At 66.9% G+C, this 25,322-nt stretch carries 25 protein-coding genes, 1 tRNA gene and 1 other RNA gene; 12 read left to right on the top strand and 15 right to left on the bottom strand.

Going from position 1 to position 25,322, the window contains the following annotated elements; all coding sequences use genetic code 11:
* Nucleotides 1-2 precede the first annotated feature (2 nt).
* The 5 genes from NG1_RS18285 to NG1_RS18265 all read right to left on the bottom strand — a co-directional run bounded on the left by NG1_RS18285 (nt 3) and on the right by NG1_RS18265 (nt 3,709).
* Nucleotides 3-839, bottom strand: coding sequence for an antibiotic biosynthesis monooxygenase (locus NG1_RS18285; protein WP_245659949.1), 837 nt, complete (start codon nt 837-839; stop codon nt 3-5).
* A 116-nt stretch (nt 840-955) separates the two neighbouring features.
* Entirely contained in the window at nt 956-2,362 is a 1,407-nt protein-coding gene (locus NG1_RS18280; RefSeq protein WP_062972393.1) for an amidohydrolase family protein, read from the bottom strand.
* Between the two features lie 52 nt (nt 2,363-2,414).
* A complete protein-coding gene (locus NG1_RS18275) occupies nt 2,415-3,032 on the bottom strand; it encodes a carboxymuconolactone decarboxylase family protein (protein ID WP_062972391.1) in 618 nt (205 codons plus the stop codon).
* A gap of 1 nt (nt 3,033) precedes the next feature.
* Nucleotides 3,034-3,357 (bottom strand): hypothetical protein, encoded by a 324-nt coding sequence (locus tag NG1_RS18270; protein ID WP_062972389.1) that lies wholly within the window; start codon nt 3,355-3,357, stop codon nt 3,034-3,036.
* Between the two features lie 55 nt (nt 3,358-3,412).
* Nucleotides 3,413-3,709, bottom strand: coding sequence for a DUF6191 domain-containing protein (locus NG1_RS18265; RefSeq protein ID WP_062972387.1), 297 nt, complete (start codon nt 3,707-3,709; stop codon nt 3,413-3,415).
* A 166-nt stretch (nt 3,710-3,875) separates the two neighbouring features.
* On the opposite strand from NG1_RS18265, the gene NG1_RS18260 reads away from it, so the two are divergent.
* Nucleotides 3,876-4,076 (top strand): hypothetical protein, encoded by a 201-nt coding sequence (locus NG1_RS18260; RefSeq protein WP_040864380.1) that lies wholly within the window; start codon nt 3,876-3,878, stop codon nt 4,074-4,076.
* A gap of 209 nt (nt 4,077-4,285) precedes the next feature.
* Entirely contained in the window at nt 4,286-4,540 is a 255-nt protein-coding gene (locus NG1_RS18255) for a hypothetical protein (protein ID WP_062972385.1), read from the top strand.
* Between the two features lie 57 nt (nt 4,541-4,597).
* On the opposite strand, the gene NG1_RS18250 is transcribed toward NG1_RS18255, so the two are convergent.
* Nucleotides 4,598-6,892, bottom strand: coding sequence for an MMPL family transporter (locus NG1_RS18250; protein ID WP_062972383.1), 2,295 nt, complete (start codon nt 6,890-6,892; stop codon nt 4,598-4,600).
* A 202-nt stretch (nt 6,893-7,094) separates the two neighbouring features.
* Between NG1_RS18250 and NG1_RS18245 the strand changes: the two genes are divergently transcribed.
* From NG1_RS18245 to tgt, 5 genes are all read left to right on the top strand, one after another.
* A complete protein-coding gene (locus tag NG1_RS18245; protein WP_062972381.1) occupies nt 7,095-7,685 on the top strand; it encodes a TetR/AcrR family transcriptional regulator in 591 nt (196 codons plus the stop codon).
* Between the two features lie 36 nt (nt 7,686-7,721).
* Nucleotides 7,722-8,225: an RrF2 family transcriptional regulator gene (locus NG1_RS18240; protein WP_062972379.1), complete on the top strand. Its 504-nt coding sequence runs from the start codon at nt 7,722-7,724 to the stop codon at nt 8,223-8,225.
* An 87-nt stretch (nt 8,226-8,312) separates the two neighbouring features.
* On the top strand, nt 8,313-10,046 hold the full coding sequence (locus tag NG1_RS18235; RefSeq protein ID WP_062972377.1) for an ABC transporter ATP-binding protein: 1,734 nt from the start codon (nt 8,313-8,315) through the stop codon (nt 10,044-10,046).
* Nucleotides 10,043-11,947 carry an ABC transporter ATP-binding protein gene (locus tag NG1_RS18230; RefSeq protein WP_062972375.1) on the top strand — a complete coding sequence of 635 codons (1,905 nt, stop codon included), beginning with the start codon at nt 10,043-10,045 and terminating at the stop codon, nt 11,945-11,947. The genes NG1_RS18235 and NG1_RS18230 overlap by 4 nt, the downstream gene beginning before the upstream one ends.
* 57 nt (nt 11,948-12,004) lie before the next feature.
* Nucleotides 12,005-13,276 carry a tRNA guanosine(34) transglycosylase Tgt gene (gene tgt, locus NG1_RS18225; RefSeq protein ID WP_062972373.1) on the top strand — a complete coding sequence of 424 codons (1,272 nt, stop codon included), beginning with the start codon at nt 12,005-12,007 and terminating at the stop codon, nt 13,274-13,276.
* Between the two features lie 67 nt (nt 13,277-13,343).
* Here tgt and NG1_RS18220 read toward each other — a convergent pair whose 3' ends face one another.
* Complete coding sequence (locus tag NG1_RS18220; protein ID WP_157114106.1) at nt 13,344-14,123, bottom strand: queuosine precursor transporter; 780 nt, start codon at nt 14,121-14,123, stop codon at nt 13,344-13,346.
* A 29-nt stretch (nt 14,124-14,152) separates the two neighbouring features.
* Between NG1_RS18220 and NG1_RS18215 the strand changes: the two genes are divergently transcribed.
* Complete coding sequence (locus tag NG1_RS18215; protein ID WP_040864386.1) at nt 14,153-14,671, top strand: DUF4190 domain-containing protein; 519 nt, start codon at nt 14,153-14,155, stop codon at nt 14,669-14,671.
* Nucleotides 14,672-14,746: 75 nt separating this feature from the next.
* Here NG1_RS18215 and NG1_RS18210 read toward each other — a convergent pair whose 3' ends face one another.
* From NG1_RS18210 to NG1_RS18200, 3 genes are read right to left on the bottom strand one after another with little or no spacing between them, the layout of a single operon-like run.
* Nucleotides 14,747-15,436 (bottom strand): RDD family protein, encoded by a 690-nt coding sequence (locus NG1_RS18210; protein WP_062972371.1) that lies wholly within the window; start codon nt 15,434-15,436, stop codon nt 14,747-14,749.
* A gap of 46 nt (nt 15,437-15,482) precedes the next feature.
* Nucleotides 15,483-16,430, bottom strand: a complete 948-nt coding sequence (gene gluQRS / locus NG1_RS18205; protein WP_373686173.1) for a tRNA glutamyl-Q(34) synthetase GluQRS — start codon at nt 16,428-16,430, stop codon at nt 15,483-15,485.
* 25 nt (nt 16,431-16,455) lie between these two features.
* Nucleotides 16,456-16,938: a DUF309 domain-containing protein gene (locus NG1_RS18200; RefSeq protein WP_062972367.1), complete on the bottom strand. Its 483-nt coding sequence runs from the start codon at nt 16,936-16,938 to the stop codon at nt 16,456-16,458.
* Between the two features lie 423 nt (nt 16,939-17,361).
* Between NG1_RS18200 and NG1_RS35740 the strand changes: the two genes are divergently transcribed.
* Complete coding sequence (locus NG1_RS35740; protein WP_084499005.1) at nt 17,362-17,571, top strand: DUF397 domain-containing protein; 210 nt, start codon at nt 17,362-17,364, stop codon at nt 17,569-17,571.
* A 98-nt stretch (nt 17,572-17,669) separates the two neighbouring features.
* Here the strand turns inward: NG1_RS35740 and qcrB are convergent, their stop codons facing one another.
* Nucleotides 17,670-19,310 carry a cytochrome bc1 complex cytochrome b subunit gene (gene qcrB / locus NG1_RS18195; RefSeq protein ID WP_062972365.1) on the bottom strand — a complete coding sequence of 547 codons (1,641 nt, stop codon included), beginning with the start codon at nt 19,308-19,310 and terminating at the stop codon, nt 17,670-17,672.
* Between the two features lie 174 nt (nt 19,311-19,484).
* Between qcrB and NG1_RS18190 the strand changes: the two genes are divergently transcribed.
* Nucleotides 19,485-21,131: a WS/DGAT domain-containing protein gene (locus NG1_RS18190; RefSeq protein WP_062972363.1), complete on the top strand. Its 1,647-nt coding sequence runs from the start codon at nt 19,485-19,487 to the stop codon at nt 21,129-21,131.
* An 18-nt stretch (nt 21,132-21,149) separates the two neighbouring features.
* Here NG1_RS18190 and NG1_RS18185 read toward each other — a convergent pair whose 3' ends face one another.
* Together NG1_RS18185 and NG1_RS18180 are read right to left on the bottom strand one after the other, a co-directional pair.
* Nucleotides 21,150-21,788 carry a hypothetical protein gene (locus NG1_RS18185; protein ID WP_157114104.1) on the bottom strand — a complete coding sequence of 213 codons (639 nt, stop codon included), beginning with the start codon at nt 21,786-21,788 and terminating at the stop codon, nt 21,150-21,152.
* 282 nt (nt 21,789-22,070) lie between these two features.
* Nucleotides 22,071-22,158: transfer RNA gene (locus NG1_RS18180), tRNA-Ser, on the bottom strand.
* Between the two features lie 128 nt (nt 22,159-22,286).
* On the opposite strand from NG1_RS18180, the gene ffs reads away from it, so the two are divergent.
* Together ffs and NG1_RS18170 are read left to right on the top strand one after the other, a co-directional pair.
* An RNA gene (gene ffs, locus NG1_RS18175) (signal recognition particle sRNA small type) lies at nt 22,287-22,381 on the top strand.
* Nucleotides 22,382-22,622: 241 nt separating this feature from the next.
* The gene (locus tag NG1_RS18170; RefSeq protein WP_062972359.1) at nt 22,623-23,912 is read left to right on the top strand and encodes an aspartate aminotransferase type Ic; all 1,290 of its coding nucleotides are present in this window, start codon (nt 22,623-22,625) and stop codon (nt 23,910-23,912) included.
* 107 nt (nt 23,913-24,019) lie between these two features.
* On the opposite strand, the gene NG1_RS18165 is transcribed toward NG1_RS18170, so the two are convergent.
* Together NG1_RS18165 and NG1_RS18160 are read right to left on the bottom strand one after the other, a co-directional pair.
* Nucleotides 24,020-24,460, bottom strand: coding sequence for an SRPBCC family protein (locus NG1_RS18165; RefSeq protein WP_062972357.1), 441 nt, complete (start codon nt 24,458-24,460; stop codon nt 24,020-24,022).
* A gap of 8 nt (nt 24,461-24,468) precedes the next feature.
* The gene (locus tag NG1_RS18160; protein WP_062972355.1) at nt 24,469-25,275 is read right to left on the bottom strand and encodes a methyltransferase domain-containing protein; all 807 of its coding nucleotides are present in this window, start codon (nt 25,273-25,275) and stop codon (nt 24,469-24,471) included.
* Nucleotides 25,276-25,322 lie beyond the last annotated feature (47 nt).

The raw sequence follows: 25,322 nt of genomic DNA, 5'->3' as shown, positions 1-25,322 counted from the left end.
GCTCAGTCGTAGTCCCAGTACTGCAACCAGCGCACCGACGCGAACAGCAACAGCGTCAGCGCGTAGAGCGCGACGACCACCGCCGCTCCCGCGGCGCTGATCCGCCTGCCCGCGCCGTCGATCGGATCGAGCCACCGGCGAAATCGGCTCGCCACCGCGGGCGACAGGTAATAGCTCATCACGCCCACGCTCACGATCTGGCTGAGCCACAACGCCAGCCACGGTGGCGATCCCACCCGGTCCAGCACCGGGCCGAGGAAACGCGACAGCACCATCACCGTCGGATACAACACCAGCAACACCAGCATGGCGGTCTTCCACGTCGGCGTCATCCTGGTCTCGCCGTCGACCGTTCGCACGGTCGAGCCGAACGGCGTGGTGTGCGCCTGCACGGTGAAGTCCTCGGTCAGCTTCGCACGCAATTCCGGTAGGGTGGCGGCGCGTTCGTCCGAGCCCAGCCAATCCGACAACTGCCGTTCCGTACGAAATCGGAGCACCGAGAACCAGCGCCCTCCGTCCGACGGGAAAAGGGCGGCGCCTTCGAATCCCGGAAACGTGGAACTCACCGCGACGAGCCGTGCCTCGGTGGCCTCGAACTCGGCTTCCTTGTCGCGCGCGACGCTGTGCCGGAACACACCGATACCCGGCGGTGGCGACCCGCCCTCGACGATGACCAGATCCGAACTCTTGCAATGAAAACCGAGCATTGTGCCGTCGGACAGTGCGGCCGCTCGTTCGGCCGAGTCCAGAAATGCGTGCAGTGCGGGTTCGGATCGGAATGTGACGCTGAATCCCGGTTCGAGAAGCGGGCCTTCGGTGACCGCCACGGAGGAACTCACGAATCCGTCCATTCGCCGGGCGATTTCGGTGATCCGCATGAGCCAGTCCCGAAAATCCCCGTCGTGCGCCGGTCGATGAAAGACCGTTACGGCGGTAGCGGCGGCGTCCATCGACGCTATGCGACGTCGATGCGGCGACCCTGCACATAGACCTCGGTGATCGCGGGTTCGCGGATACCCATCAGCAGCGCGAACAACGTCTGATCCCGGGCCAATGCGGGGTCTTCGGAACGAATGCCCTGTGCCAGCGTGTGTTCCAGAGCGGGAACTCGCGCCGGTTCCACCACGATGAAGTCGGCTTCCTTACCGACGTCGAAATTCCCGAAACGGTTTTCCATATCCAAGGCGCGCGCCCCGGCCAGCGTGCCGGTGAACAACATTTCCGCCGGATGCATCGACACCCCGTGCTCGCCCGGCTCGGAGATGTGCACCTTGAACGCGGCCGCCAGCACCTGCGGGATCAGCCATTCGTCGCCACCGCCGTAATCGGTGCCCGCGGCCACCGTGACGCCGGAGGCGAGCGTCCGCTTCCACGGCATCGTGCCGGAGCCGAGGAACTGCTGCGACACCGGGCAATGCGCCACCGACGTGCCCGTTTCCGCCATCCGCGCCAGCTCGACGTCCTGGCAGTGCACGCAGTGGGCGAGGATGCTGCGCCTGCCGAGCAGGCTCTTGCCGCCCACCGCCGACCCGGGCAGGAACTTCCCGTCATAGGTGTCCAGATAGGTGGTCACGCCGTAGGCGTGCTTGGTGGTGTCGACTTCCCCGGTTCCCGGACGGTTGTTCTCGTTGAGATGAGTGTGGAAATAGACGCCGCGTTCGCGCACCGAGTCGTACAGCTCGCCGAGGTTGTCGAGAGTTCGTCGAGTCACCGCCAGCGAAAAGCGGGGGACGATCGCCACGTGCAACAGGGCGGTGGCCACGTCACCGGTGTCGGCGGCGTGCCATTTGTCGATCTCCTCGCTCGTCAAGCGGATGGCGTCGTCTTCGGTGGTGATCAAGGGCGCCGCGGACGGCTCTCCGGTCGTTTGGATGCCACGGCCGCCGACCATCCGGAGACCGCGTCGGCGGGTTTCGGCGAACAGCGCGTCTTGCGCGTGCGGGAACGCCGAGCCGAACACCATCGCCGCCGTGGTGCCCGCGGCGATGCGCCGGGTACAGAATTCGGCTGCCGCCGATCGCGCGAACTCTACTTCGGCGTAACGGGATTCCGCCGGATAGATGCACAATTCCAGCCATTCCAGCAGCTGGCCGCCGCCGTAGGCATCTCCTGCGAAGGTCTGCGGGAAATGAACATGGGTGTCGACGAACCCGGGAAGCAGGAATCCGGGCCGATGGTCGAACACTTTTTCGGCGCGGTACTCGTCCGGGATATCCGAGCGCGTTCCGCAGAATGCGATCCGACCACGGTCGTCGATTATCAAAGCCCCGTCCGGGACGTCGGCCAGCGCGTCGGGCACATCGCGGGCAGCAGGGCTACCGGCGATGTGAAAAATGTGCCCCAAGTGGACTTGGCTCACCATTCGAGGAGAACACATATCGATCCGGCACGCGAGTGAATCGCAGGAAAAGCGGTCAGACGCCGCGCGAGAACAATGCCACCGGCGGCGGCATACGGTAGCCGGCGAGTTTGATGAATCGGGCGCTCACGCTCGGTTGCCTGCCCTCCAGCGGGCCCGCCCCGACGGTGTTCATCATCCGGTTGATCACGTTGAAGCAGGTGCCGACCCAGACGGCCTCGTCGAACGCGTCCCGGGAAACCCCCGCCAGCCGGACCACGGCGGCGTCCTGCGCGGTCAACCCCTCGGGGTCACGGGCCATCTTCGCGAGGAAACCGAGCATGGCGCGCGCCTCGGGACGCAGCGGGGAATCCGCGCCGTCGGCCAAGGCGCGAGTCACCACGTCGGCGTCGATGTACGCACCGGCGATGGCCTCGTGCGAGGTCGCGCAGAACGGGCACTCGTTGGCCTGGGAGGTGTGCGTCGCGAAGATCTCGCGTTCGGCGACGGTCCAGTACGACGGTCCGCGCATGGCCTCCTGGATCAGGTCCGACAGCGGCGATCCGAAGAACCGATGCCGATAGAACAGCACCTTCAGCACCGCGGGGACCTCGACGCCGCTGAATCGCCGCATGGTCCACAACACGAACCTGGTTGGCCGGTCGTGGCCGGATCGCACCGCTTCGAGCCACATTTCAGTTCCCCTCCCACGCCAGCCGCGCGGCGCGCAGGCGCCGGTCGGCCGCGCCGTAGGCGGCGACCGCGGTCGCCTCGAAGATCTCGTCGTCGGTGTGCCCGGCCGCTTTCAACGCCGCGATCTGCTGCTCGGTGACCCGGTAGGACCGGTCGGCCACCAGATCGGCGAAGGTGGCGAGTTCCGTCGGGTCGTGCGGGCCCGGATCGGCTGTCGCGGCGGCTCTGGCGCGCAAGACGCGGCGGATCTCGCTCGTCAGCCGCCCCGGTGCGGTCTCGAGGTGCGCACCGAACCGCTCCCATTTCTCACTCATCGAGCCACGCATGGGCCCATTCTGGCCGACGACCGCCGCCTTCGCTGGAAATCGCAGGCGCGCAGCGTCAGTCGCTACCGTCCCGCGCTTGCTTGCGAAGCACCACCCGGTGGTGCTCCAGGTCGACCCCGACCAGCGGCGGCGCGGCCTCGTCCTGCTCGTCCCGCAGCATCGACACCGATTCGCGATGGTCCAGCTCCATGCGCTTGGTCGCGTAGAACAGCGCGGTGAACTCGTCGGTGAACGTGCCGGAGACGGGGGTTCGGCGGCGCCTGCGGCGTTTGTTCACGGTCAGCTCGTAGACCGCCACCAGTACGAGCAGAATCACCCATCCGGGGATCCACCACTGCAACACCGACGCCATGCCTACCGAAGCTACCCGCCCGCGCCGGACCGATTCGAAAATTGCTCGTTTCACGGAGGGTAACGGGTGAGATCGCGGGTATACGCCCGATACGGAAAGTGCGGGAAGGACGCGATGCCAGATGCGCCGTCGGACAGTCCGCGCGGGAACGATGCGCGAGAGAAACATGAGAATCGGAAGTGTAATCGTCTTGATCTGGTTGCTGATCGGCGTGATCGCCGCAGCACAACGCCACTACTTCGACAGTGGACCGGTGAACTGCGCCGGTTTCGGCACCATCGCCGTCACTGTCATCGCGGGACCGCTCAACTACATGGGCGTGAATCCGAAGGTCGCGGATTGCAATGTCCCGCAACCCAGTCCGTAGTTCGATCGAGTGAATAGGGACGGCCGGGTGGGCATGCCCACCCGGCCGTCCCTATTCGTATGCTCGGACGAGCTGTGAGCCGGGCGGTCCCTGATGTGAACTGAATATTTGCTGTTTATGAATTCCTGGGATCTCGCTGGTCTTTGTTGGATAGCTGTCGGTGCGGCCGGGTATTCCCTCTTACGGGGTGCACGGAAGGAACCGATGAAATGCGCGACTACGAATCCCGTGCGCGTGCCAGACGCGGCCCGGGCGCCGGCTCCCGGGTATTCGGCTTCCTGCTGCTGGCCTGGCTGGCGATCGGGTTGCTCGCGGCCGGTCAACGGCATTATTTCGACAGCGGCCCCCCGCTGAACTGCGCCGGTTGGGGCACGATCGGTCTCACCGCCCTCGCGGGCCCGCTCAACTACGTCGGGGTGAATCCGCGAGTGGGCGACTGCGAACTTCCGCAACCGAGCGGGTGAAACGCACTCGGCCCCGCATCCGGAGTCCGGATGCGGGGCCGAGCCATGGGCGACGAATCAGCTGACGCCGACCGGTTCCTTCACCGTCTCGGCCGAACGCCGCTGCAACTCACGCAGCTTCGAGCCCTCGACGTCGATGTCGGGCAGGATGCGGTCGAGCCACTTCGGCATCCACCACGACCACTTGCCCATGATCACCAGCAGCGACGGAATCAGCACCATCCGGACGATGAACGCGTCCAGCAGCACGCCCACCGCCAAGGCGAAGCCGAACGACTTCGCGGTCACGTCGGTCTCCAGCAGGAAGGAGCCGAACACCGAGATCATGATGATCGCCGCCGAGGTCACCACGCGCGCGCCGTGATGGTAGCCGGCGACCACCGCGTCCTTGGCCGACCTGCCGTGCACGAACTCCTCGCGCATCCGGGTCACCAGGAAGACCTGGTAGTCCATCGCGAGGCCGAACACCAGGCCGATCAGCATGATCGGCATGAAGCTGACCAGCGGATGCGGGTCCTCGATCAGGCCGAGCTTGCCCTCCTGGAAGATCAGCACGGTCGCGCCGAAGGTCGCCGCCATCGACAGCAGGAACCCGAGCGCCGCGGTGAGCGGCACCAGGATCGACCGGAACACCAGGATCAGCAGGACGAACGCCGCGCCCGCCACGATCGCCAGGTAGGGCACGATCTTGCTGAGCAGCACATGGTCGACGTCGGCGTAGATCGCCGTGGTGCCGGTGATGCCGTATTCGATGCCGTACTCGGCCTTCAGCTGGCCTTCGGCCTCCCTGGCGTCCTGCACCAGGTCCTTGGTGGCCTGGTTGTTGGGCCCGGACTTCGGGACGCCGTCCAGCAGCGCGCCCTGCTGGTCCTGGCTCCACTGCGGCTCGGTGACGTAGTCCATGCCGGGGTAGGACGCGAGCTTGTCGCGCAGCGCCCGCACCGCCGCGTCCCGGTTCTCGGCGGGCACGGCGCTCAGGTCGACGGCCACGTTCAGTATGCCGTTGCTGCCCTCGCCGAAGCCCTCGGTGCGCAGCTCGTAGGCCTTCCGGATGGTGGAGGTCTTCGGCATGCTGTCGTCGCCGGGCAGGCCGAGGTTCAGGCCGGCCGCGGGGGCGGCGAGCGCGCCGAGCACCACGACGCTCAGGATCAGCGCGACCCACGGCACGCGGCCGATCAGCCTGCCGAAGCGCATGCCGTTGGTGACCGAGGTCTCGTCCTCGGGATCGTGCTGGGCGACGACCGGCAGCTTCGGCTTGAACAGGAAGCGACCGAACGCGCCGAGCAGCGCGGGCATCAGCGTGATCGCGGTGAGCACCGCGAAACCGGCGGCGATCGCGCCGCCGAGGCCCATGAAGGTCATGAACTGGACGCCGACGATGCTCAGGCCGGCCAGCGCGATGATGACGGTCAGACCGGCGAACACGACGGCGGAACCGGCCGTGCCCAGCGCGGTGCCCGCGGCCTCTTCCGGCGAGTCCTGGACCGCGAGTTCGTGCTTGTACCTGGACACGATGAACAGCGCGTAGTCGATGGACAGCGCGATGCCGATCATCGAGGCGAGGAACGTGGTGAAGCTGGGGATATCGATCACCGAGGTGCCCAGCATGATCAGCGAGGTGGCCGCGCCGAGACCGACGATCGCGGTGACGATCGGCACGAACGCCGCGACGATGGCGCCGAACGCGACGATCATCACGACCAGCGCGACGGCCATACCGATCATCTCGGACTTGCCGCTGGGCGCTTCCTGCTTCTGCGCGATCGAGCCGCTCATCTCGACCGTGAGCCCGGCGTTACGCGCGCCGGAGGCGGCGGCGTACGCCTCCTCCCGGTGCGCGTCGGTCACGTCGGTGAACTTCGCGATCGTGAACGGGACGTTGATCACCGCGACGGTCGCGGGCGCGGTCCGGCTGAGCACGTTCAGCGGGGCGCCACTGCACTGCGCGGGGTCGGGGGTGGCCAGGCAGCCCATCTTGTCGGCCGCTTCGACCGGATTGACGATGGGTTTGCTGTGATCGACGATGTCGAGCCGGCCGAGATCGGCGATGAACGCGTCCAGCGCCGCACGGTTCGCCGGGTCGGTCAGCTTCTGTCCCTCCGGGGCCGCGGCGACATAGGTGCCGGTGACGGCGTCGAACTTGAACGCGGCGGAGGCGCCCGGGAAGTGCTTGTCGAGGATCTCGTTGGCACGTTCGGACGGCAGATTCGGCATGCTGAAGTCGTTGCTCATCGGCTTGCTGAGCTGTGCCCCGAGACCACCTAGGAGCACGAACAAGACGAGCCAGACAGGAAGGACTATCCATTTCCGGCGGAAAGCGAACTTTCCCCATCTGTACAGATAAACGGACACGAGTGGTTCTCCTAGCGATGACTGGGATCGTGCTGGGTCTGCGTGTAGACAGCACTCGCGGGGGTGCCCTGCCTACCTCCGCCTCCACTGACGCTTTCTGCCTACCGTGCGGTAGGTAGACTACCCAGGAGCTAAGCGGAGGAACAACCTCTATTTTGCGGGCGACGTTCGCTCGACGCGAAGGTGATGAGAGGATCGTCGAATGTCTGTGCGTGACGCACCCGGCGCTATCGCCGCAGGTGGAGGCACTAAAAGCGCGATTCGAGACGCCGCGGTGAAGCTGTTCGGGGCCAAAGGATTCGAGCAGACCAGCTTGCGCGAGGTCGCGGATGCGGTAGGAATCACAAAGGCGTCGCTCTACTATCACTACGCGTCGAAGCTCGACCTGCTATTGGCGATCATCGATCCGATCGTCGATCACATGCGTTCGGTGGTGAACGATCTCGACCAGGTACCGCACGACGCCGAGAGCATCCGCCAGGTGCTGCGCACCTATCTGCGCGGCCTGATTCATCACCGTGACGCCGGGGCGCTGGTCGTGCGCGACACCGTCGCCATCATCAACGCCATGGCCGACCGCTATCCGGATCTCATGGACGCCAGTCGGGCGCTGCGCGAGTGGCTGGCCGGTCCGGACGCCACCGAGGAGGCGCAGCTGCGCGCCTGTGCCGCCCTCGAGGTGATCGGTGTCGCGCTGGTGTCCAAGGAACTCGTGCCTGGTGCGAACGATTCACTGGTGGAATCCTCACTGCTGGATGCCGCGACCTGCGTACTGGCAGGCGGCGGCGCGTAGATTCGAGCTATCCCCTCGACGCCAGGAGTCGCTGCTGTGCACATCACCGCGAAGGTCGATTACGCGGTGCGGACGCTGCTCGAGATCGCCAGTGCGCCGCGACTGGACCAGTCCGTCGTCGGGCTCGGCGCGCCCCTCGTGCAGGCCGCGCCCGTGGTCAAGGCCGAAGCGATCGCCACCGCCCAGCGGATTCCGCCGAAGGTGCTCGAGTCCGTGCTCGGCGAGCTGCGCCGAGCCGAACTGGTGATCAGCAGGCGCGGTCCGGACGGCGGCTACTGGCTGGCCAGGGCCGCGGCCGACATCTCCATCGCCGACGTGATCCGCGCGATCGAGGGCCCGCTGGCGTCGGTGCGCGGCGCCCGGCCCGAGGACGTCCGCTATTCCGGTGCGGCCGAACCGTTGCAGCGGGTGTGGATCGCGCTGCGGGTCAACATCCGGGCGGTGCTGGAGAACGTCACCATCGCCGACATCGCGAACGATCGGCTGCCCGGATTCGTCGAGGCGCTCACCGAAGACCCGGGCGCTTGGGCGCGCCGCTAGCTCCGCACACTCCGACGGGAGAGCATTCATGCAGGTCAGAAATCTTCGCGACGCCTCGCGCCGACAGCCGGTAGCCTGCGATTCATCATGCTGACCAGACTCCTTCGTTCGCATCTGTACCCTTACCGCGCCCAGCTGGCGGGGGTCGTTGCGCTTCAGCTGGTTTCCGTGATCGCGATGCTGTATCTGCCCAGCCTGAACGCGGATTTGATCGACAACGGCGTCACCAAAGGTGATCTCGGCTACATCTGGACCACCGGCTTGTGGATGCTCGCGGTCACGGGCGTGCAGATCGTCGCCTCGGCCGCTTCGGTCTATCTCGGCGCGCAGGCGGCCATGGGCGCGGGCCGCGACCTGCGCGGCGCGCTGCTGCACCGCGTCGGCACGTTCTCCGCGCGCGAAGTGGGGATGTTCGGCGCGCCCTCGCTGATCACCCGCAATACCAACGACATTCAGCAGGTTCAGCTGCTCATCGTGATGTCGGCGACCATCCTGGTGATGGCGCCGATCATGTGCGTGGGCGGCATCATCATGGCCTTGCGCGAGGATCTCGGGCTGTCCTGGCTGCTGCTGATCGCGGTGCCCGCGCTGGCGGCGGCCATGGGCGTGATCATCTCCAAGATGGTGCCCGGCTTCCGCGACATGCAGGCCAGGATCGATGAGGTGAATCGGATACTGCGCGAGCAGATCACCGGTATCCGCGTGGTGCGGGCGTTCGTACGGGAACGGCAGGAGACCTGGCGCTTCGGGCTGGCCAACACCGAACTCACCGACACCGCGCTGCGGGTCGGCCGGTTGATGGCGCTGATGTTCCCCACGGTCATGCTGATCAGCAATGTCACCGCGGTCGCGGTGATCTGGTTCGGCGGGCACGCGATCGACGCCGGGCACATGCAGATCGGTTCGCTCACCGCGATGCTGTCCTACATCATGCAGATCCTGATGGCCGTGATGATGGCCTCGTTCCTGGCCATGATGGCGCCGCGTGCCGCGGTCTCCGCCGACCGGATCGGCGAGGTGCTCGACACCGAATCCTCGGTGCACCCGCCGCGCTTGCCGCAGCCGTTCACCGACGACCCGGCCGTCGTCGACTTCCAGTTCGCCGAGTTCGCCTTCCCCGGTGCGGACAAGCCGGTGCTGGAGGCCATCCGTTTCCAGGTGCGTCCCGGCACCACCACCGCCATAGTCGGCTCCACCGGCGCCGGGAAAACCACGCTGATCAACCTCATTCCCCGGCTGATGGACGTCACCGACGGCGCGGTCTACGTCGGCGGCACCGACGTTCGCCACATCGACCTGGAGGTATTGCGTTCGCAGATCGGCCTCGTCCCGCAGAAGGGGTACCTCTTCTCCGGCACGATCGCGAGCAATCTGCGCTACGGCAATCCGCACGCCACCGACGACGAACTCTGGCGCGCACTCGAGATCGCGCAGGCCGCTGATTTCGTCCGGGAGATGCCGGAGGGGTTGCAGACACCTGTCGCTCAGGGCGGCACCACCGTTTCCGGAGGTCAGCGCCAGCGGTTGGCCATCGCGCGAGCGCTGGTGAAGAAACCGAGGGTTTATTTGTTCGACGACTCGTTCTCCGCGCTCGACGTCGCGACCGACGCCAGGCTGCGCGAGGCGCTGAAGCCGGAGACCTCGGACGCGTCGGTTCTCATCGTCGCGCAGCGCATCGCCACCATCCGGGACGCGGATCAGATCGTGGTGCTCGAGGACGGCGCGATGGCCGGGATCGGCACCCATGAACAACTGCTGCGGGATTGCTCGGAGTACCGGGAGATCGTCGAGTCGCAACTGAGTGCCGAGGAGGCGCGATGAGACCCGGAATGCCCACTCCCGGTGCGCCGGGCACCAAAGCGAAATCGTTCGGACCATCGCTGAAGCGGCTGCTGCGCAGGCTCGCGCCGGAGCGTTTCCAGGTCGGGCTGATCATCGCCCTCGTCATCGTCTCGGTGGTGCTGAACACCATCGGGCCCTACATCCTCGGCAAGGCGACCAACCTCGTCTTCGACGGCGTGGTCGGCAAACAGCTGCCGTCCGGGGTGACCAAGGACCAGGCGATCGAAGGCCTGCGAGCCAAGGGCGACAACACCTTCGCCGACATGCTCGGCGCCATGGACGTGGTGCCCGGCGTCGGGGTGGACTTCGGCGCGGTCGGCCGGGTCCTCGCCCTGGTGCTCCTGCTGTACATCGGCGCGGCCGTGTTCGGGTGGTTGCAGGGCTACCTGCTCAACGTCGTGATCAATCGAACGGTGAAGCGGCTGCGCGGCGAGGTCGAGGAAAAGATCCACCGGCTTCCGTTGCGCTACTTCGACTCCGCGCCGCGCGGTGACGTGCTCAGCCGGGTGACCAACGACGTCGACAACGTCTCGCAGAGCCTGCAGCAGACCATGAGCCAGCTGCTCATCTCGGTGTTCTCGGTGCTCGGCATCCTGGTCATGATGTTCTGGATCTCCTGGCAGCTCGCGGTGATCGCCTTGCTCACCGTGCCCGCCGCCATCGTGGTCACCGCGCAGATCGCGAAACGGTCCAAGCCGCACTTCGTCGACCAGTGGAAGTACACCGGCCTGGTCAACGCCCAGGTCGAGGAGGCGTACTCCGGGCACGAGGTGGTCACCGCGTTCGGCCGCAACCGCGAGGTCGGCAAGGAGTTCGACCAGCGCAACGAACAGCTCTACCAGGCCAGCTTCAAAGCGCAGTTCATCTCGGGCATGATCATGCCCGCGATCATGTTCCTCGGGAACGTGAACTTCGTGCTGGTCGCGCTGGTCGGCGGCCTGAAAGTGGCCACGGGCAGCCTCTCGCTCGGCGAGGTGCAGGCGTTCATCCAGTACTCCCGTCAGTTCAGTCAGCCGCTGACCCAGCTCGGCGCGATGGCCAACCTGTTGCAGTCCGGCGTCGCCTCCGCCGAGCGGATCTTCGAGATCCTCGACGCCGAGGAGCAGAGCGCGGACCCGGTGATGGCCGACGCGCGCCCGGTCGACCGCGGCCGGGTGGAGTTCGAGGCCGTCTCGTTCCGCTACGAACCCGACAAGCCGGTGATCGAGCGACTGTCGCTGGTGGCCGACCCCGGGCACGTGGTCGCCATCGTCGGGCCCACCGGCGCGGGCAAGACCACGCTGGTGAACCTGCTCATGCGGTTCTACGAACTGGACGCGGGCACGATCACCATCGACGGCGTCGACATCACCGAGATCACCCGCGACCATCTGCGCTCGCGCATCGGCATGGTGCTGCAGGACACCTGGCTGTTCCGCGGCACCATCCGGGAGAACATCGCCTACGGCAACCCGAACGCGAGCGAGGAAGAGATCCTCGCCGCGGCGCGCGCCGCCTACGTCGATCGTTTCGTGCACGCGCTGCCCGACGGCTACGACACGGTCCTCGATGAGGAGGGCTCCGGCGTCAGCGCGGGCGAGAAACAGCTCATCACCATCGCGCGCGCGTTCCTCGCCAAGCCGTCCATTCTCATCCTGGACGAGGCGACCAGCTCGGTGGACACCCGCACCGAGCTGCTGGTGCAGCACGCCACCGCCGCCCTGCGCCGCGACCGGACCAGCTTCGTCATCGCCCACCGCCTGTCCACCATCCGCGACGCCGACCTGATCGTCGTCATGGAGGCGGGCCGGATCGTGGAACACGGCTCGCATGAGCGTTTGCTCGAGGAGCGCGGGGCGTACTACCGCCTGTACAACGCCCAGTTCGCGGGAGCGGTGTGAGGCAGGCGAGCGGTGGGCTGGTTCGGGCGGCGGGCGGCGAACTGCGAGGATAGCGGGGTGTCCGGTCCCGAATCCTTCTCCTTCACCGTCGGTACGCGCCTGGAAGGGCGGCACGGCCGGTCCGGTGTGATCGCCACGCCGCACGGGTCGATCGCCACGCCCGCGTTCATCCCGGTGGGCACCAAGGCGACGGTCAAGGCGGTGCTGCCGGAGACCATGCGGGAACTCGGCGCCCAGGCGCTGCTGGCCAACGCCTACCACCTCTACCTGCAACCGGGTGCCGACATCGTGGACGAGGCGGGCGGGCTCAGCGCGTTCATGAACTGGCCGGGACCGACCTTCACCGACAGCGGCGGGTTCCAGGTGATGTCACTGGGGGTCGGCTTCAAGAAGGTGCTGGCGATGGAGGCGGTCGACGTGCGCAGCGACGACGTGATCGCCCCCGGCAAGGAGCGGCTGGCCACCGTGGACGACGACGGGGTCACCTTCCGCTCCCACCTCGACGGCTCCGCGCACCGGTTCACCCCCGAGGTGTCGATGGGCATCCAGCACCAGCTCGGCGCCGACATCATGTTCGCTTTCGATGAACTCACCACGCTGCTCAACACCCGTGCCTACCAGGAGCGATCGGTACAGCGCACGCACGAGTGGGCGCAGCGCTGCATCGATGAGCACGAACGGCTGACCACCGCGCGCACGCACCGTCCGTACCAGGCGCTGTTCGCCGTCATCCAAGGCGCGCAGTACGAGGACCTGCGCCGGAAGGCATGTCGAGGGCTGGAATCGATTCGCGGAAGCGCGGGAACGGGATTCGACGGTTACGGCATCGGCGGCGCGCTGGAGAAGCACAACCTGGGCGCCACCGTCGGTTGGTGCTCCGACGAGCTGCCCGAGGACAAGCCGCGTCACATGCTCGGCATCAGCGAACCGGAGGACATCTTCACCGCGATCGAGAACGGCGCGGACACCTTCGACTGCGTGAATCCGTCCCGGGTCGCCCGCAACGCCGCGATCTACCTCGACACCGGCCGTTTCAACATCAACACCAGCCGCTTCCGACGCGACTTCACCCCGATCGACGAGAACTGCGACTGCTACACCTGCGCCAACTACACGCGCGCCTACATCCATCACCTGTTCAAGGCCAAGGAGATGCTCGCCTCCACGCTGTGCACCATTCACAACGAACGGTTCACGGTTCGCCTGGTCGACCGCATCCGGCACAGCATCGAGGGCGGCTACTTCGATGAGCACAAGGCCGAGACATTAGGGCGTTGGGGGAAGGGAAAGGCTTTCCGGGAACACGACGGCGCGGGTCCGCAAGGGTGATCGGGAGCTCCACGGAGCCGCGATCGTCTCTTGCGGCGCCCGCGCCGCAGGGTGGTCGGGGAATTCGTCAGGTGCGCAGTGGATCCACTTCGGTCGGCGCGTAGCTGGGTTCGTGCTTCTTGAGCAACGCGATCACCCGGTAGGTGATCGGGAGCACGATCACCTCGCAGAGGGTCTTCCAGAGGAACCCGATGATCACGTAGTTGAGGAACTGCTGCCAGGTATCGATGCCGATGGCGCCCGCGGCGATGGAGCAGAAGATCAGCGTGTCGGCGAACTCGCCGACGATGGTCGATCCGATGAGCCTGGCCCACAGGTACTTTTCCTTCGTCCGCTCCTTGATCAGCACCAGCGTCGCGGAATTCAGCAGCTGGCCGACGAAGTACCCGGCCAGGCCCGCGATGACGAGCCGGGGCGTCGTCCCGAGGACGGTGCGGAACGCCTCTTGGTTGTCGTAGAAGCTCGCGGCGGGCAGCCGGATCGCGATGGCGAAGCACACGACCGTCAGCAGCAGGGCGGCGAAGCCGTAGTAGATGGCCCGGCGGGTGGCGCGGAAGCCGTACACCTCGCTCAGTACGTCGCCGAGGATGTAGGCCAAGGGGAACAGGAAGAAGGCGCCATCGGTGGCGATCGGCAGGACCTGTAGCGGCCCGAGCGACACCGATCGATCGCCGAGGAACTCCACCCCCTTGGTGGCGCAGATGTTGGAGATGATCAGGGTGGCAGTGAACAGGGCCACGATCGGTGCGTAGTACCCCCGCGCGACCTGGGCAAATGCCGCATGGTCCGCGGGGCGCCCAGGCCCGCCGTGCTCTTGCGTGGTTTTCGACTCACTCACCCGCATCATCCAACCAGGTTGTGGAATACGCTGTAGCAATGACGAATCCCGGCGATTCCGACGAGTGGTGGAAGCAGTACGGCGGCCAAGGCGTGTCGCCGGAGTCCGGTGGGCAGAGTTCGGTCCCGCAGTACCCGAGTCCTGAGCAGCAGCCGTCGGGTTACCCGTCGGCGCCGCAGTACCCGGTACAGCCGCCCTCGCAGCCGATGACGCCGCCTCCGCAGCCGCAGTATCCGTCCTACCAGCAGCCTGTACAGCCGTACGGTCAGCCGAACTACGGCTACCAGACGCCCTACCAGCCCTACGGAGTCCCGGCGCAGGGCACCAACGGCATGGCGATCGGCGCGCTGATCTCGTCGCTGGTCGGATTCGTCACCTGTGGGCTCGGCTCGATCGTCGGCATCATCCTCGGGGTGATCGCGCTGAATCAGGTCAAGCAGAGCGGTCAGGAAGGACGCGGCATGGCGCTGGCGGGCATCTGGATCGGTGTCGGCGCGATCGTGCTCGGCATCCTGTGGTTCGTCGTGGTGATCATCGCGGGGGCGACCAGCACGTAGCGGCACGGCCGGGAAAGCAACAGGGGCGCACCCGATTCGGGTGCGCCCCTGCGCGTCCTAGGTCGCTGTGGCGGATCAGGAGGCCTTGACGACCTGGGTGCCGCCGGCGAACTTGTCGTGCCAGCCTTGCTTGTTCGGGTCCTGCGAAATGGTGACCATGATGTAGATCGCCAGACCCAGCGAGACCAGGCCGCCGACGCACGGAATGATGTTCGCGGCGACGAACGCGTTGCGCTTCAGCGAGGTGACCGGGTCGATCTTGGGGGCGCCGCCCGGCGCGAGCACCTTCAGGCCGAGGATCTTCTTGCCGAGCGTGGTGCCCTGCGAGGTCTCCATGCCGACGAAGTAGCCGAGCTGGACCAGAGTCCACACCAGGCCGAGCCCGATGGTCAGGCCCACCGAGTTGTTGACCAGGATGTACAGGATGAAGTACGGGATCATCAGGATGATCGCGTCGATGACGCGGGCGCCGATGCGCGTGCCGAGGTCCCCCGGCTGACCGCCGTAGGCGTTGAACCCGGGCTGTTGCGGGTACTGACCGTAGGGATCCTGGCCGTACTGGGGCTGCTGCTGACCGTATTGCGGCTGCTGGCCGTACTGGGGCTGCTGCTGCTGGCCGTATTGCGGCTGCTGCCCGTACTGGGGCTGCTGCTGCTGGCCGTACTGGGGCTGCTGCCCGTACTGGTCGCCCCCCTGCGGGTACGGCTGCCCGTACGGCTGCCCGCCCTGAGGATACTGGTTGGGGTCGTACCCACCGCTTGTCATAGTTGTTTGTCCTCGTCGATTGATCAGTAGTTGGACGATGCGTACGTTACGGACATGGGCTGCTTCGCAACAACCCATGAACGTCGAGTATCCACGGTTCGCGGGGCAGCCGCCGGGTGTCGAAACACGCGAGTAGCTCGGACGACGATGTCGCGGTCGAGCCGAGCGAAGCGGCCAGTGCCGAGACTACTTCCTCCGGCGTGTTGCCGAGCGCCAACCGTTCGCGGAGTGTCACCGCCCCATCCCGTTTCGCCAGTCGCCGCCCCTGCGTATTGAGCACCAGCGGCACGTGGGCGTAGCTCGGCACCGGCAGACCGAGCAGCGTCGCGAGGTAGGCCTGGCGCGGGGTCGACGGCAACAGGTCGTCGCCGCGTACCACCTGGTCGACGCCTTGTGCCGCGTCGTCCACCACGACGGCGAGGTTGTAGGCAGGGACGCCGTCGCCGCGCCGCAGCACCACGTCGTCCACCGGGCCTCGATAGCGACCGTGCAGTTCGTCCCGCACTTCGAACTCGGTCACCGTGGCGCGCAGACGCAGCGCGGCCGGACGACCCTCGGTGCGCAGCCGGGCCCGTTCCGAGTCGCTCAGCGTGCGGCAGGTGCCGGGGTAGGCGCCCATCGGCCCGTGCGGTGCTGTCGCGGCTTTCTGGATTTCCCTTCGGGTACAGAAGCATTCGTAGGTGAGACCGGCGGCGGCGAGGCGTTCGATGGCCGCCTCGTACCACGGCAACCGTTCGGACTGGCGTACCACGGGTCCGTCCCAGTCCACGCCGATCGCCGTCAGGTCGTCCAGTTGCCGCTGCTCCGCACCGGGACGCACCCGGTCCAGGTCGTCGATCCGCAGCAGGAAGCGGCGGCCGGTGGACCGAGCGAATGCCCAGGCCAGCAGCGCGGTGCGGAGATTGCCCAGATGCAGGTCCCCGGACGGGCTCGGCGCATACCGGCCCGCGCCCGGCTCGGCCACGGGACCGTCGGTGGACGATGTGGTGCGCACGTCGGCCATGGTAGGAGCGCCGCGCTCAACCGCGCAGACGCGGCCGCAGGTCGGCATCCGCCGGTTCGTCGCCTGCCTCCAGCGTGGCGAGCAGGGCCTCGGCGTGGGCGACCAATCCGCCGAGGTCGATGTCGTAGGGCGCTCGCCCGCTCTCCGGTTGGTATGCCGTCAACCGCGACACAGCGCGGGCGAGCAGTGTACGCGCCCCTTTCGGATTACCGCGCTGTATGTGGGTCAGCCCGACAGCGAACTGCGCGAGCGCTTGCCACAGCATCCGCTCGGCGAACGGCCCGTTCTTCCATGCGGCCTCTAAAACCTCGTGTGCGTTGAATGCAAGTCCGTCGTCCAGCAGTTGCTGGGCGAAGGTCAAGGTTTGCTGGGGTGGAAGATCGAGATCGTCCGGAATTCGGGCAACTCCGGTGCTCCCGGGAGGCAGCGGCCGCCCGAGACGGTCGCGCGGACGAGCATTACGGGCGCGACCTGCGTCGTCGCGAGCGCGTTCGACCATAGGTTCCATCATGCACGGCCGCAGGGGCCGCGTCGACGCGCCCCGTGGGCGAGCGTGAATTGTGCTCCGATAACAGAGCAATAACATCCGTTAAAAACATTGTGGTACGCCAGTGTTCAGAATGGATGAGGGAGGCTGGCAATGCTCCCGCAACTTCCTCTCTTCGCAAACGTGTGTGGTTGCGATGATTGAATAGGCAAGAGCCGGGCAAACTTTCGAAGGACCTGCTAGTGTTACCGCGCGGGGACAGGCCCCGCGCGAGGTTAATTTCCTCTCGAACTCGATGTGCGATATCTACGCACCGGGAAAGTGCGCTCCGGCACGGGGTGCACCACGGGATTCGGCTTTCCAGTCGAGTACCGATGCTAGCTGGAACGATGTCAGGAGAAATCTCGCTCTCGACGCAGCAAAGGAGCTAGTGCCGTGGAGGTTGATTGGACGGGCGCTGTGTGGCGCAAGAGCACATACAGCGGTCCGGATGGGAACTGCGTGGAAGTCGCTTTTCTCGTCGACGGCAATGTCGCGGTTCGTGACACCAAGGACAGTGGACGTGGCCCGGTCTTGGCGTTTGCGCCGGGCGAGTGGGATGCATTCCTAGTGGGGTTCTCGACGGGAGAGTTCCGGCGCGGCTGAACCGCTCCGGAATGGCCTGAACAAGGCAAAGCGGGCCCCGGGTCGTGTGGACTCGGGGCCTTCGCGGTTTACGGGCGGGTCGGCTGCGGCGCGAATCCTCAGTGCGCGGAACCGTTTCCGTCGCCGTTCGCTCGTTGCTGAACCTTGCGCAGCACGGCGAGCTGCCTGCGTTCCTCTTCGTGCTCTATCTCGAAGTGCCGCACGCTCTCCGCACGCGGATCCGCGCGCAGGAAACTGCCGGTGCCCGGCTTGCCCGCCGCGCCCAGCTTGCTCATCTTCTTCGGGACCGGTGCGCCCTGGTACTCCAGCGGGATCGGGTGACCGTGTCCGTCGACCGGGCCGAGCGGTTGATGCACCTCGATGTACTCGCCGTGCGGCAAGCGCTTGACCACTCCGGTCTCCACCCCGTGCTCGAGTACCGCGCGGTCGCTGCGCTGCAAGCCCAGGCAGATGCGGTAGGCCAGCAGGTAGGCGATCGGAGGCAGGAGCAGGATCCCGATGCGGCCCGCCCATGTCGTCGCGTTCAAAGAGATCTGGAACTTGTAGGCGATGATGTCGTTGACGCACGACAGCGTCAGCACCACGTAGAACGCGATCGCCATCGCGCCGATCGCCGTGCGAACGGGCACGTCACGGGGGCGTTGCAGCAGGTTGTGATGGGCGCTCCTATCGCCGGTGAGCCGCTTCTCGATCCAGGGATAGGCGATCAGCACGGTGAACACCAAGCCCATGAGCAATGCGACCCAGAACACCGCCGGCACGGTGTAGCGGCCCAGATACAGCTCCCACGGCGGCATCAACCGGGCCATGCCGTCGGTCCACATCATGTAGAAGTCCGGCTGCGAACCCGCCGACACCTGCGAGGGGTTGTAGGGACCCAGGTTCCAGATCGGGTTGATCTGGAACACGCCGCCCATGATGCCCACGATGCCCAGGGTGAAGGCGAAGAACGCGCCCTGGTCGGCGGCGAACACCGGCACGATCCGGGCGCCCACCACGTTGTTCTCCGTCCGGCCCGGGCCGGGGAACTGGGTGTGCTTCTGGTACCAGACCAGCGCCACGTGCGCGGCGATCAACGCCAGGATGATGCCCGGGAACAACAGCACGTGCGCGATGTAGAGCCGCGGGATGATGATCTCGCCGGGGAAGTCACCGCCGAACATCAGCCAGTGCAGCCAGGTGCCGATGACCGGGATGCCGATCGTGATACCCGAGAACGCGGCCCGCAGGCCGGTGCCCGACAGCAGGTCGTCGGGCAGCGAGTAGCCGAAGAAGCCCTCGAACATCGCCAGGATCAGCAGCAGCGAACCGATCACCCAGTTCGCCTCACGCGGCTTGCGGAACGCGCCGGTGAAGAAGATCCGGAACAAGTGCACGATGATGGAAATGGCGAACAGCAGCGCCGCCCAGTGATGCACCTGCCGCACGAACAGGCCGCCACGCACTTCGAAGGAGAGATCGAGCGCCGTCTCGTACGCCCGCGACATGGTGACACCGCGAAGTGGCTGGTAGGCGCCGTTGTAGACGACCTCCGTCATGGAGGGGTCGAAGAAGAGGGTCAGGTACACGCCCGACAGCAGCAGGATGATGAAGCTGTAGAGCGCGATCTCGCCGAGCAGGAACGACCAATGGGTCGGGAAGACCTTGTTGATCGACCGCTTCACGAACGCGGCGGCCTTATACCGCTCGTCCGCCTCATCGGCTTGATTGGCGATTTTGCGAGCTAGATCTATTGCCATGGCCGACACCCCGCCCTGGGTGAGTGGTATCCGTTCCTACTACAGACGGTAGCAGAGCTGTCTGCCGGAATCGATGGGGTTCTCCGGAAGAATTGTGGAACAAGATCATTCACATTTGTCCGGATCGCGGGGCGCCGTTCGATCCGAGTCGATATCGTTTTACTTGTGAGCGCCATGGCACCGCAGGACGCGACGATGTATTGGCTGTCCGAACGGACGCGCAACGACCTTTTTCTGCTGTATTGCTTCGCCGACCGCGGACGGCCCACCGAGGAACTGCGCGCCGCGATCGCCGAACGGAGCGCGCGGATCGCGGACCTCCGGGTCCGGCTGCGCGAACTGCCCGCCGACGTCGATTACCCGTTCTGGACGCGATGTGAATTCGCTGCCGAGCAATTCGTGGAACACGAACTGGCGGAGCGTAATTGGTCGCACCTGCTGCACGTGCTCGGCGAGCTGCTCGGCACCGGCGTCGATGCCGCCGTGCACCCGTGGCGGCTGCACGTCTTCCGCGCGATCGACGACGCGCCAGGGCAGGAAGGCGAGCCCGCGCTGGTGGTGGTGCTCCAGATGTCCCATGCGCTGGCCGATGGGCGACGGGCCTCGGCGATCGGGCGCGCGCTGTTCGGCGCGATGGAGAATCGCGCGGCGGGGGACGAAGGCCGAACACGGTTGCCCGCGCCTGGTGGGGTGCGGACCGGAGGCGACGGCGGTACCGAGGCCGCAGGTGCCGGCAGTTCGGTCGGCGAGGCTCGGAGCACGCCGAGTGATCGATCGTCGCTGGACGTTTCCACGCAAAAGGTGCTCGCTGATTCCCAGGGGGTCGGCTGGGCGGAGGGGGCCCGTGGGCGGACGATCGGTGACGCAGTGTCGGCGAGCGTGTCGTCCGCGGGAGCGCGCGTCGGCTCGGTGGTAGTGCGTGGGCGGACGATCGGTGATGCGGTGTCGGGAAGCGTGTTGCCGATCGGTGTGCTGATCGATTCGGCGGTCGGTCTGCTGCGCGTGCCGGTTCGGATTGCCGCGACGGCGGTGCGTGGCTACCAGGCGTTTCGAGCCCAGCAGCGGCTGGCGGAGTTGACCGAGGCGGGCGAATTGCCGCCGCCCGGACAGGGTTACCCGCCGAGCGCGCTGAATCGGACCACGACACAGGGGATCTCGCGGCACGAAGTTCGGATGCTGGTGTTCCCGGCGGAAGATCTGCGGGTGCCCGGTCGTACCGTCACGGTCGTCGTCTTGACCGCGGTGTCGCTGGCGCTCGCCCGCTACCTGGCCGACCGGGGCGAGCCGGTGGAGCGTCTCGGTGCGCAGGTCCCGATGGCCCTTCCCGAGGTCGACCGCCCCCGCAACAACTATCGCAGCCTCGGCGTCGATCTCTTCATCGACGAACCCGATCCGGGCCTGCGCGCCGACAAGATCGCCGCCGCGCTCGCCGACCGGCGCGTCCGCGCACGGCATCCGCTGCTGTCGGCGCAGGACCGGGTCACCGCGACAGTCCCCGCCCCGGTGCTGCGCCGGGACGTGGACCGCTACTCCCTCGACACCGTTCCCGACTCGATAGCGGGGCACACGGTCGTCTCCAGTGTCGACCGCGGACCGGCCGACCTGTCCTTCGGCGGCGGGGAGGTGCGCTTCACGGCCGGGTTCCCCGCACTCGGCTCGGTCATGCACCTCACCCACGGGGTCCACGGCCTCGGCGACACCATCACCATCTCCCTGCACGCCGACCAGGCGGTCCTACCGGATCTCGACGCCTACGCCGCTCACCTCCGCGCCGCGCTGCTGGAAGTACACCGCGCCCGGCTCGACTCCGCCCCGGCGTGACGATCGCACGCCCGCGGGTCAAGAACGGACGAGGGCGGGCTGGGGTGCGGCTTGGTGGACCTCGGCGGAGATCTTGATCTCCAGTTCCAGCCGGGTGGCGTTGATGACCGAGCGTTCCTCCTCGACGGTGTTCTCGATCGCCCGCGACCACAGCGCCTGGATCTCGGTGATCTCCTCGGCGACGGCCTCGCCGTCGAGCTCGATCCTGCGGCGCTGCAAACTGATGTTCAGCGCCGCGGTGAGCGTCCGCATCAGGTCCTCGCAGCGATTGGGGATCTTGCGATGCGCTACGACGCGCAAACTGCTGATGAAACCTCGCGAGCCGGTGATGATCTGCCGGATCTCCTCGTCCACCCGATCCAGCTCGTCGGCCTCCCAGCGTTCGCAGCGCAACAACTGCTGGCGCACGTCGCTCGAGATGGCCAGCACCGACGACACCGCGGTGAGCACCGACTCCCGCCGCCATTTGTCGTGCTCGCGCCGCTCGGCCGCCGCGTTGGTCGACTCCACGCTGCGCTGCGCCGCGTCCAGGGTGACGCGGTTGCGCTCGTCCGCGGCGGTGAGCGCTGCCCGGTTCGTGCGGTTGTTGACCAGCACGCCGACCAATGCCGCCATGGCGACGATAAGGGAACCGAAGAGCGGGAGCCACTGAGTCACGGGGACGATCATTCCATCGGAATGGGAAGTCGCACAGCCTAGATCGGACGAACGGGGCCTCGCCCCGCTGCCGGACGCCGTGGGTCGGCCCGCACGTCTCGGCTTCTGGGGACCTGCCGCGCCGCGAACCCGTAGCCATCGAACGGCGAACGCCTCCGGCGAAGCGATTCTCGCGTGGAGGATAGTGGCCCACGTCACCGTCGAGCCCGGTCGCCGCCGAGCTGGCGTATCTCATGCGAAAGGCCGGTCCGGACGCGATCAAGCGTCCGACCCGGCCTTTCGTGGCGGAGGATAGGGGATTTGAACCCCTGAGGGCGTTAACCCAACCCGCGTTCCAGGCGAGCGCCATAGGCCACTAGGCGAATCCTCCGTGGAGCAGCATACCGGTAGCCCCCCGTCTGTCGCCAAACAGGGTGGGGGGAGGGGGATGAAATACCTGATCGGGCGGGGTGATGGACCCGGAGGGTGGTGTTGCGGACCGGAGGCGCTACACTGGCCGACGGATCCCGCGCGGCGCGCATCCTGTGAACTCCCCCAGGGCCGGAAGGCAGCAAGGGTCAACGGGCTCTGCCGGGTGCGCGGGGTCCCCTATCTTGCGGCTCGCGCGGCGTACGCGCGGTTGCCGAGCCTTCGCTCGATCGATGCGGACTGGGCGTGGCCCGGGTTCCGGGCGAACCTCGTCCGTCGGCGGATAACGCCTCCAATTCCGGGCATCACACGGGTAACGTGAACACCGTCCGCGGATGCATGTGCGTCTGCATGGACAACTGTTCGGTCGCCGCCCATCGGTCCGGCCAGACCATCGTCCCCTAGCTGCTTGAAAGGCTGTCCAGGATGCCCCGGCAAACGCAGATCGGTTTGATGAGCCATGAGGAGCTCGTGCTCGAGCACGACACCCAGACCGCGAACTACGCGACGCTCAAGACCGAGAAGCTCACGCTGGACCTGACCCGGGGAAAACCTTCGCCGGAGCAACTCGACCTGTCCGCCGCCCTGCTGCACCTGCCCGGCGAGGGCGATTTCCGCGACGGCGCGGGCACCGACTGCCGCAACTACGGTGGCCTGCACGGTCTCCCGGAGTTGCGCGCGATCTTCGGCGAGCTGCTGAACATCCCGGTGGACAATCTGCTCGCGGGCAACAACGCCAGCCTCGAGCTGATGCACGACGTGATCACCTACGCGATGCTGTACGGCACCAATGATTCCGAGCGTCGCTGGGCCGCCGAGGACACCCTGAAGTTCCTGTGCCCGGCCCCCGGTTACGACCGGCACTTCGCGATCACCGAGGCGCTCGGCTTCGAGATGATCCCGATCCCGATGCGCCACGACGGCCCGGACACCCACGCCATCGCCGAGCTGCTGGCGAAGGACCCGCAGATCAAGGGTCTGTGGGCAGTGCCGAACTACGCCAACCCGACCGGCGTGGTGTTCTCCGAAGACGTTGTCCGCGAATTGGTCTCGATGCCGGCGGCAGCGCCCGACTTCCGGCTGTTCTGGGACAACGCGTACGCGGTGCACCCGCTCACCGACACCGCCGCACCGGTGATCGACGTGCTCGGACTGGCCGCCGCCGCCGGAAATCCGAACCGCCCGTTGGTGTTCGCCTCCACTTCGAAGATCACCTTCGCCGGCGCGGGCGTGAGCTTCCTCGGCGGTTCCACGGCGAACCTGGACTGGTACCTGAGCCACGCCGCGAAGAAGAGCATCGGCCCTGACAAGATCAATCAACTGCGTCACCTGCGCTTCTTCGGCGACGCCGACGGCGTGCGCGCGCACATGCAGAAGCACCGCGCCATCCTGGAACCGAAGTTCGCCCTGGTGCTGAAGGTGCTCGAGGACCGCTTGGGCGCGTCCAAGGTGGCGTCCTGGACCGAGCCCAAGGGCGGCTACTTCATCAGCCTGGACGTGCTGGAGGGCACCGCGGCGCGGGTGATCGCGCTCGCGAAGGAGGCGGGTATCGCGCTCACGGCGGCCGGTTCGGCCTTCCCGTACAAGAACGACCCGGAGGACAAGAACATCCGGATCGCCCCGAGCTTCCCGAAGCTGCCCGAGCTGGAGAAGGCGATGGACGGCTTGGCCACCTGCGTGCTGCTGGCGGCCACCGAGAAGCTGCTCGGCAAGTAGCGACGGATCGAGAACACAGTGATCGCCCGGCACGGATTCGTGCCGGGCGATTCCCGTTGTGCGCTCGATCCGACGCCGACAGAGGCGGGACACGGTGAGGCAGCCGTCTACCCGGTCTCCAACAGTTCCTTGAGCCGCGCCAGATCTCCCCGGTTCGCCCGCCGGATCGCCGCTTCCAGGACCGGCGCGGCGAGTTTCCCGAATCCGCTCGGCTCGCCGCGGTTGCGCAGCGTCATACGGGTGCCGCCCTCCGGCGTGTCCGCCCAGGTGTACGTCGTCTCCATCGGAAACGGCCCCTGCGCGGTGCGCATCACCAGCCGTGTGCCGGGCTCGTAGGCGACCACCTCATAGGTGTAGGTCAGTTTGTTGCCGAGGAAGTGCGCGACGAACGCCATGCGCGAGCCGACGCCCAGCGGCGGCTCGGTTTCCCAGGTGACGCCATGGATGCGCGAATACCAGGCCGGAGCGTGCGCCGGATCGGCCGCGTACGCCGCGACCAGCTCGCGCGAGCGGTCGATCACGACGTCGGTGAGCACGTCGACGGCCATCGGCCGGGTCAGTGCGGCTTGTGCGCGAGGACGGCGAACATGGTGACCGAGAGGTGGATGTCGCCGTTGGCCGCGCCCGCCTCCAGGTCGGTGAGCAGCTGTTCGCGCTGCGCCTCGGTGATCGCGCCGCGCGCGACCGCCATCGCCGAGACCCTGGTCACCAACGATCCCGCGCCCACGCTGCGGTCCTGCACCAAGGCATGCGAACCGATGTCGTCGACCACCAGGCCCGCCTTGGTGAGCAGGCCGGGGAGCCGACGGCCGGACAACGGATTGGTGGTGGCCGACACGAGGGTGTCGATCACCTCCCGGACGACCTGCCGGTCACCGGGGTGCATGATCGCCGTTCCCCAGTCGCTGTCCACCACGACGACGCGTCCACCCGGGCGGAGCACGCGCGCGATCTCGTTGGCCGCGCGGGCGGGCGCGGTCAGGTGCTGGAAGACTCGTTCGCACAGGACGGCGTCGAAGCTCTCCGCGCCGAACGGCACGCCGTACGCGTCCCCGGAGTGGAATTTGGCGGTCGAGCCGGCCTCGGCGGCGCGGCGCTCGGCGGAGGCGAGCAGATGCGGGTCGGGCTCGATCCCGACCGCGCTGCCGTCCGGGCCCACCGCTTCGGCGAAGGTGACGACCTCGGTCCCGCTGCCGGAGCCGATGTCCAGGGCGTGCTCGCCGGGCCGCAGCGCGAGCGCTTCATGCGCCCAGCTACGCAAGCGGCGGATACCGGGCAGCGCGGCCTGTAGGTCGCGCACGTCTACGAGTTGGTCCTGGCCTGCTCGGTCGAACCGGTCGGGGCGCAATGCGTAGGTGTTCATGGGCCCGTGTCCATCCCTGGCCGTTGCCGTCGTCTTGGTCGGTGTCG

Source organism: Nocardia gamkensis NBRC 108242 (assembly GCF_001612985.1).
Classification (GTDB): Bacteria; Actinomycetota; Actinomycetes; order Mycobacteriales; family Mycobacteriaceae; genus Nocardia; species Nocardia gamkensis.
The sequence above is the reverse complement of the archived record's forward strand: the minus strand, read 5'-3'. Positions and strand labels throughout refer to the sequence as shown.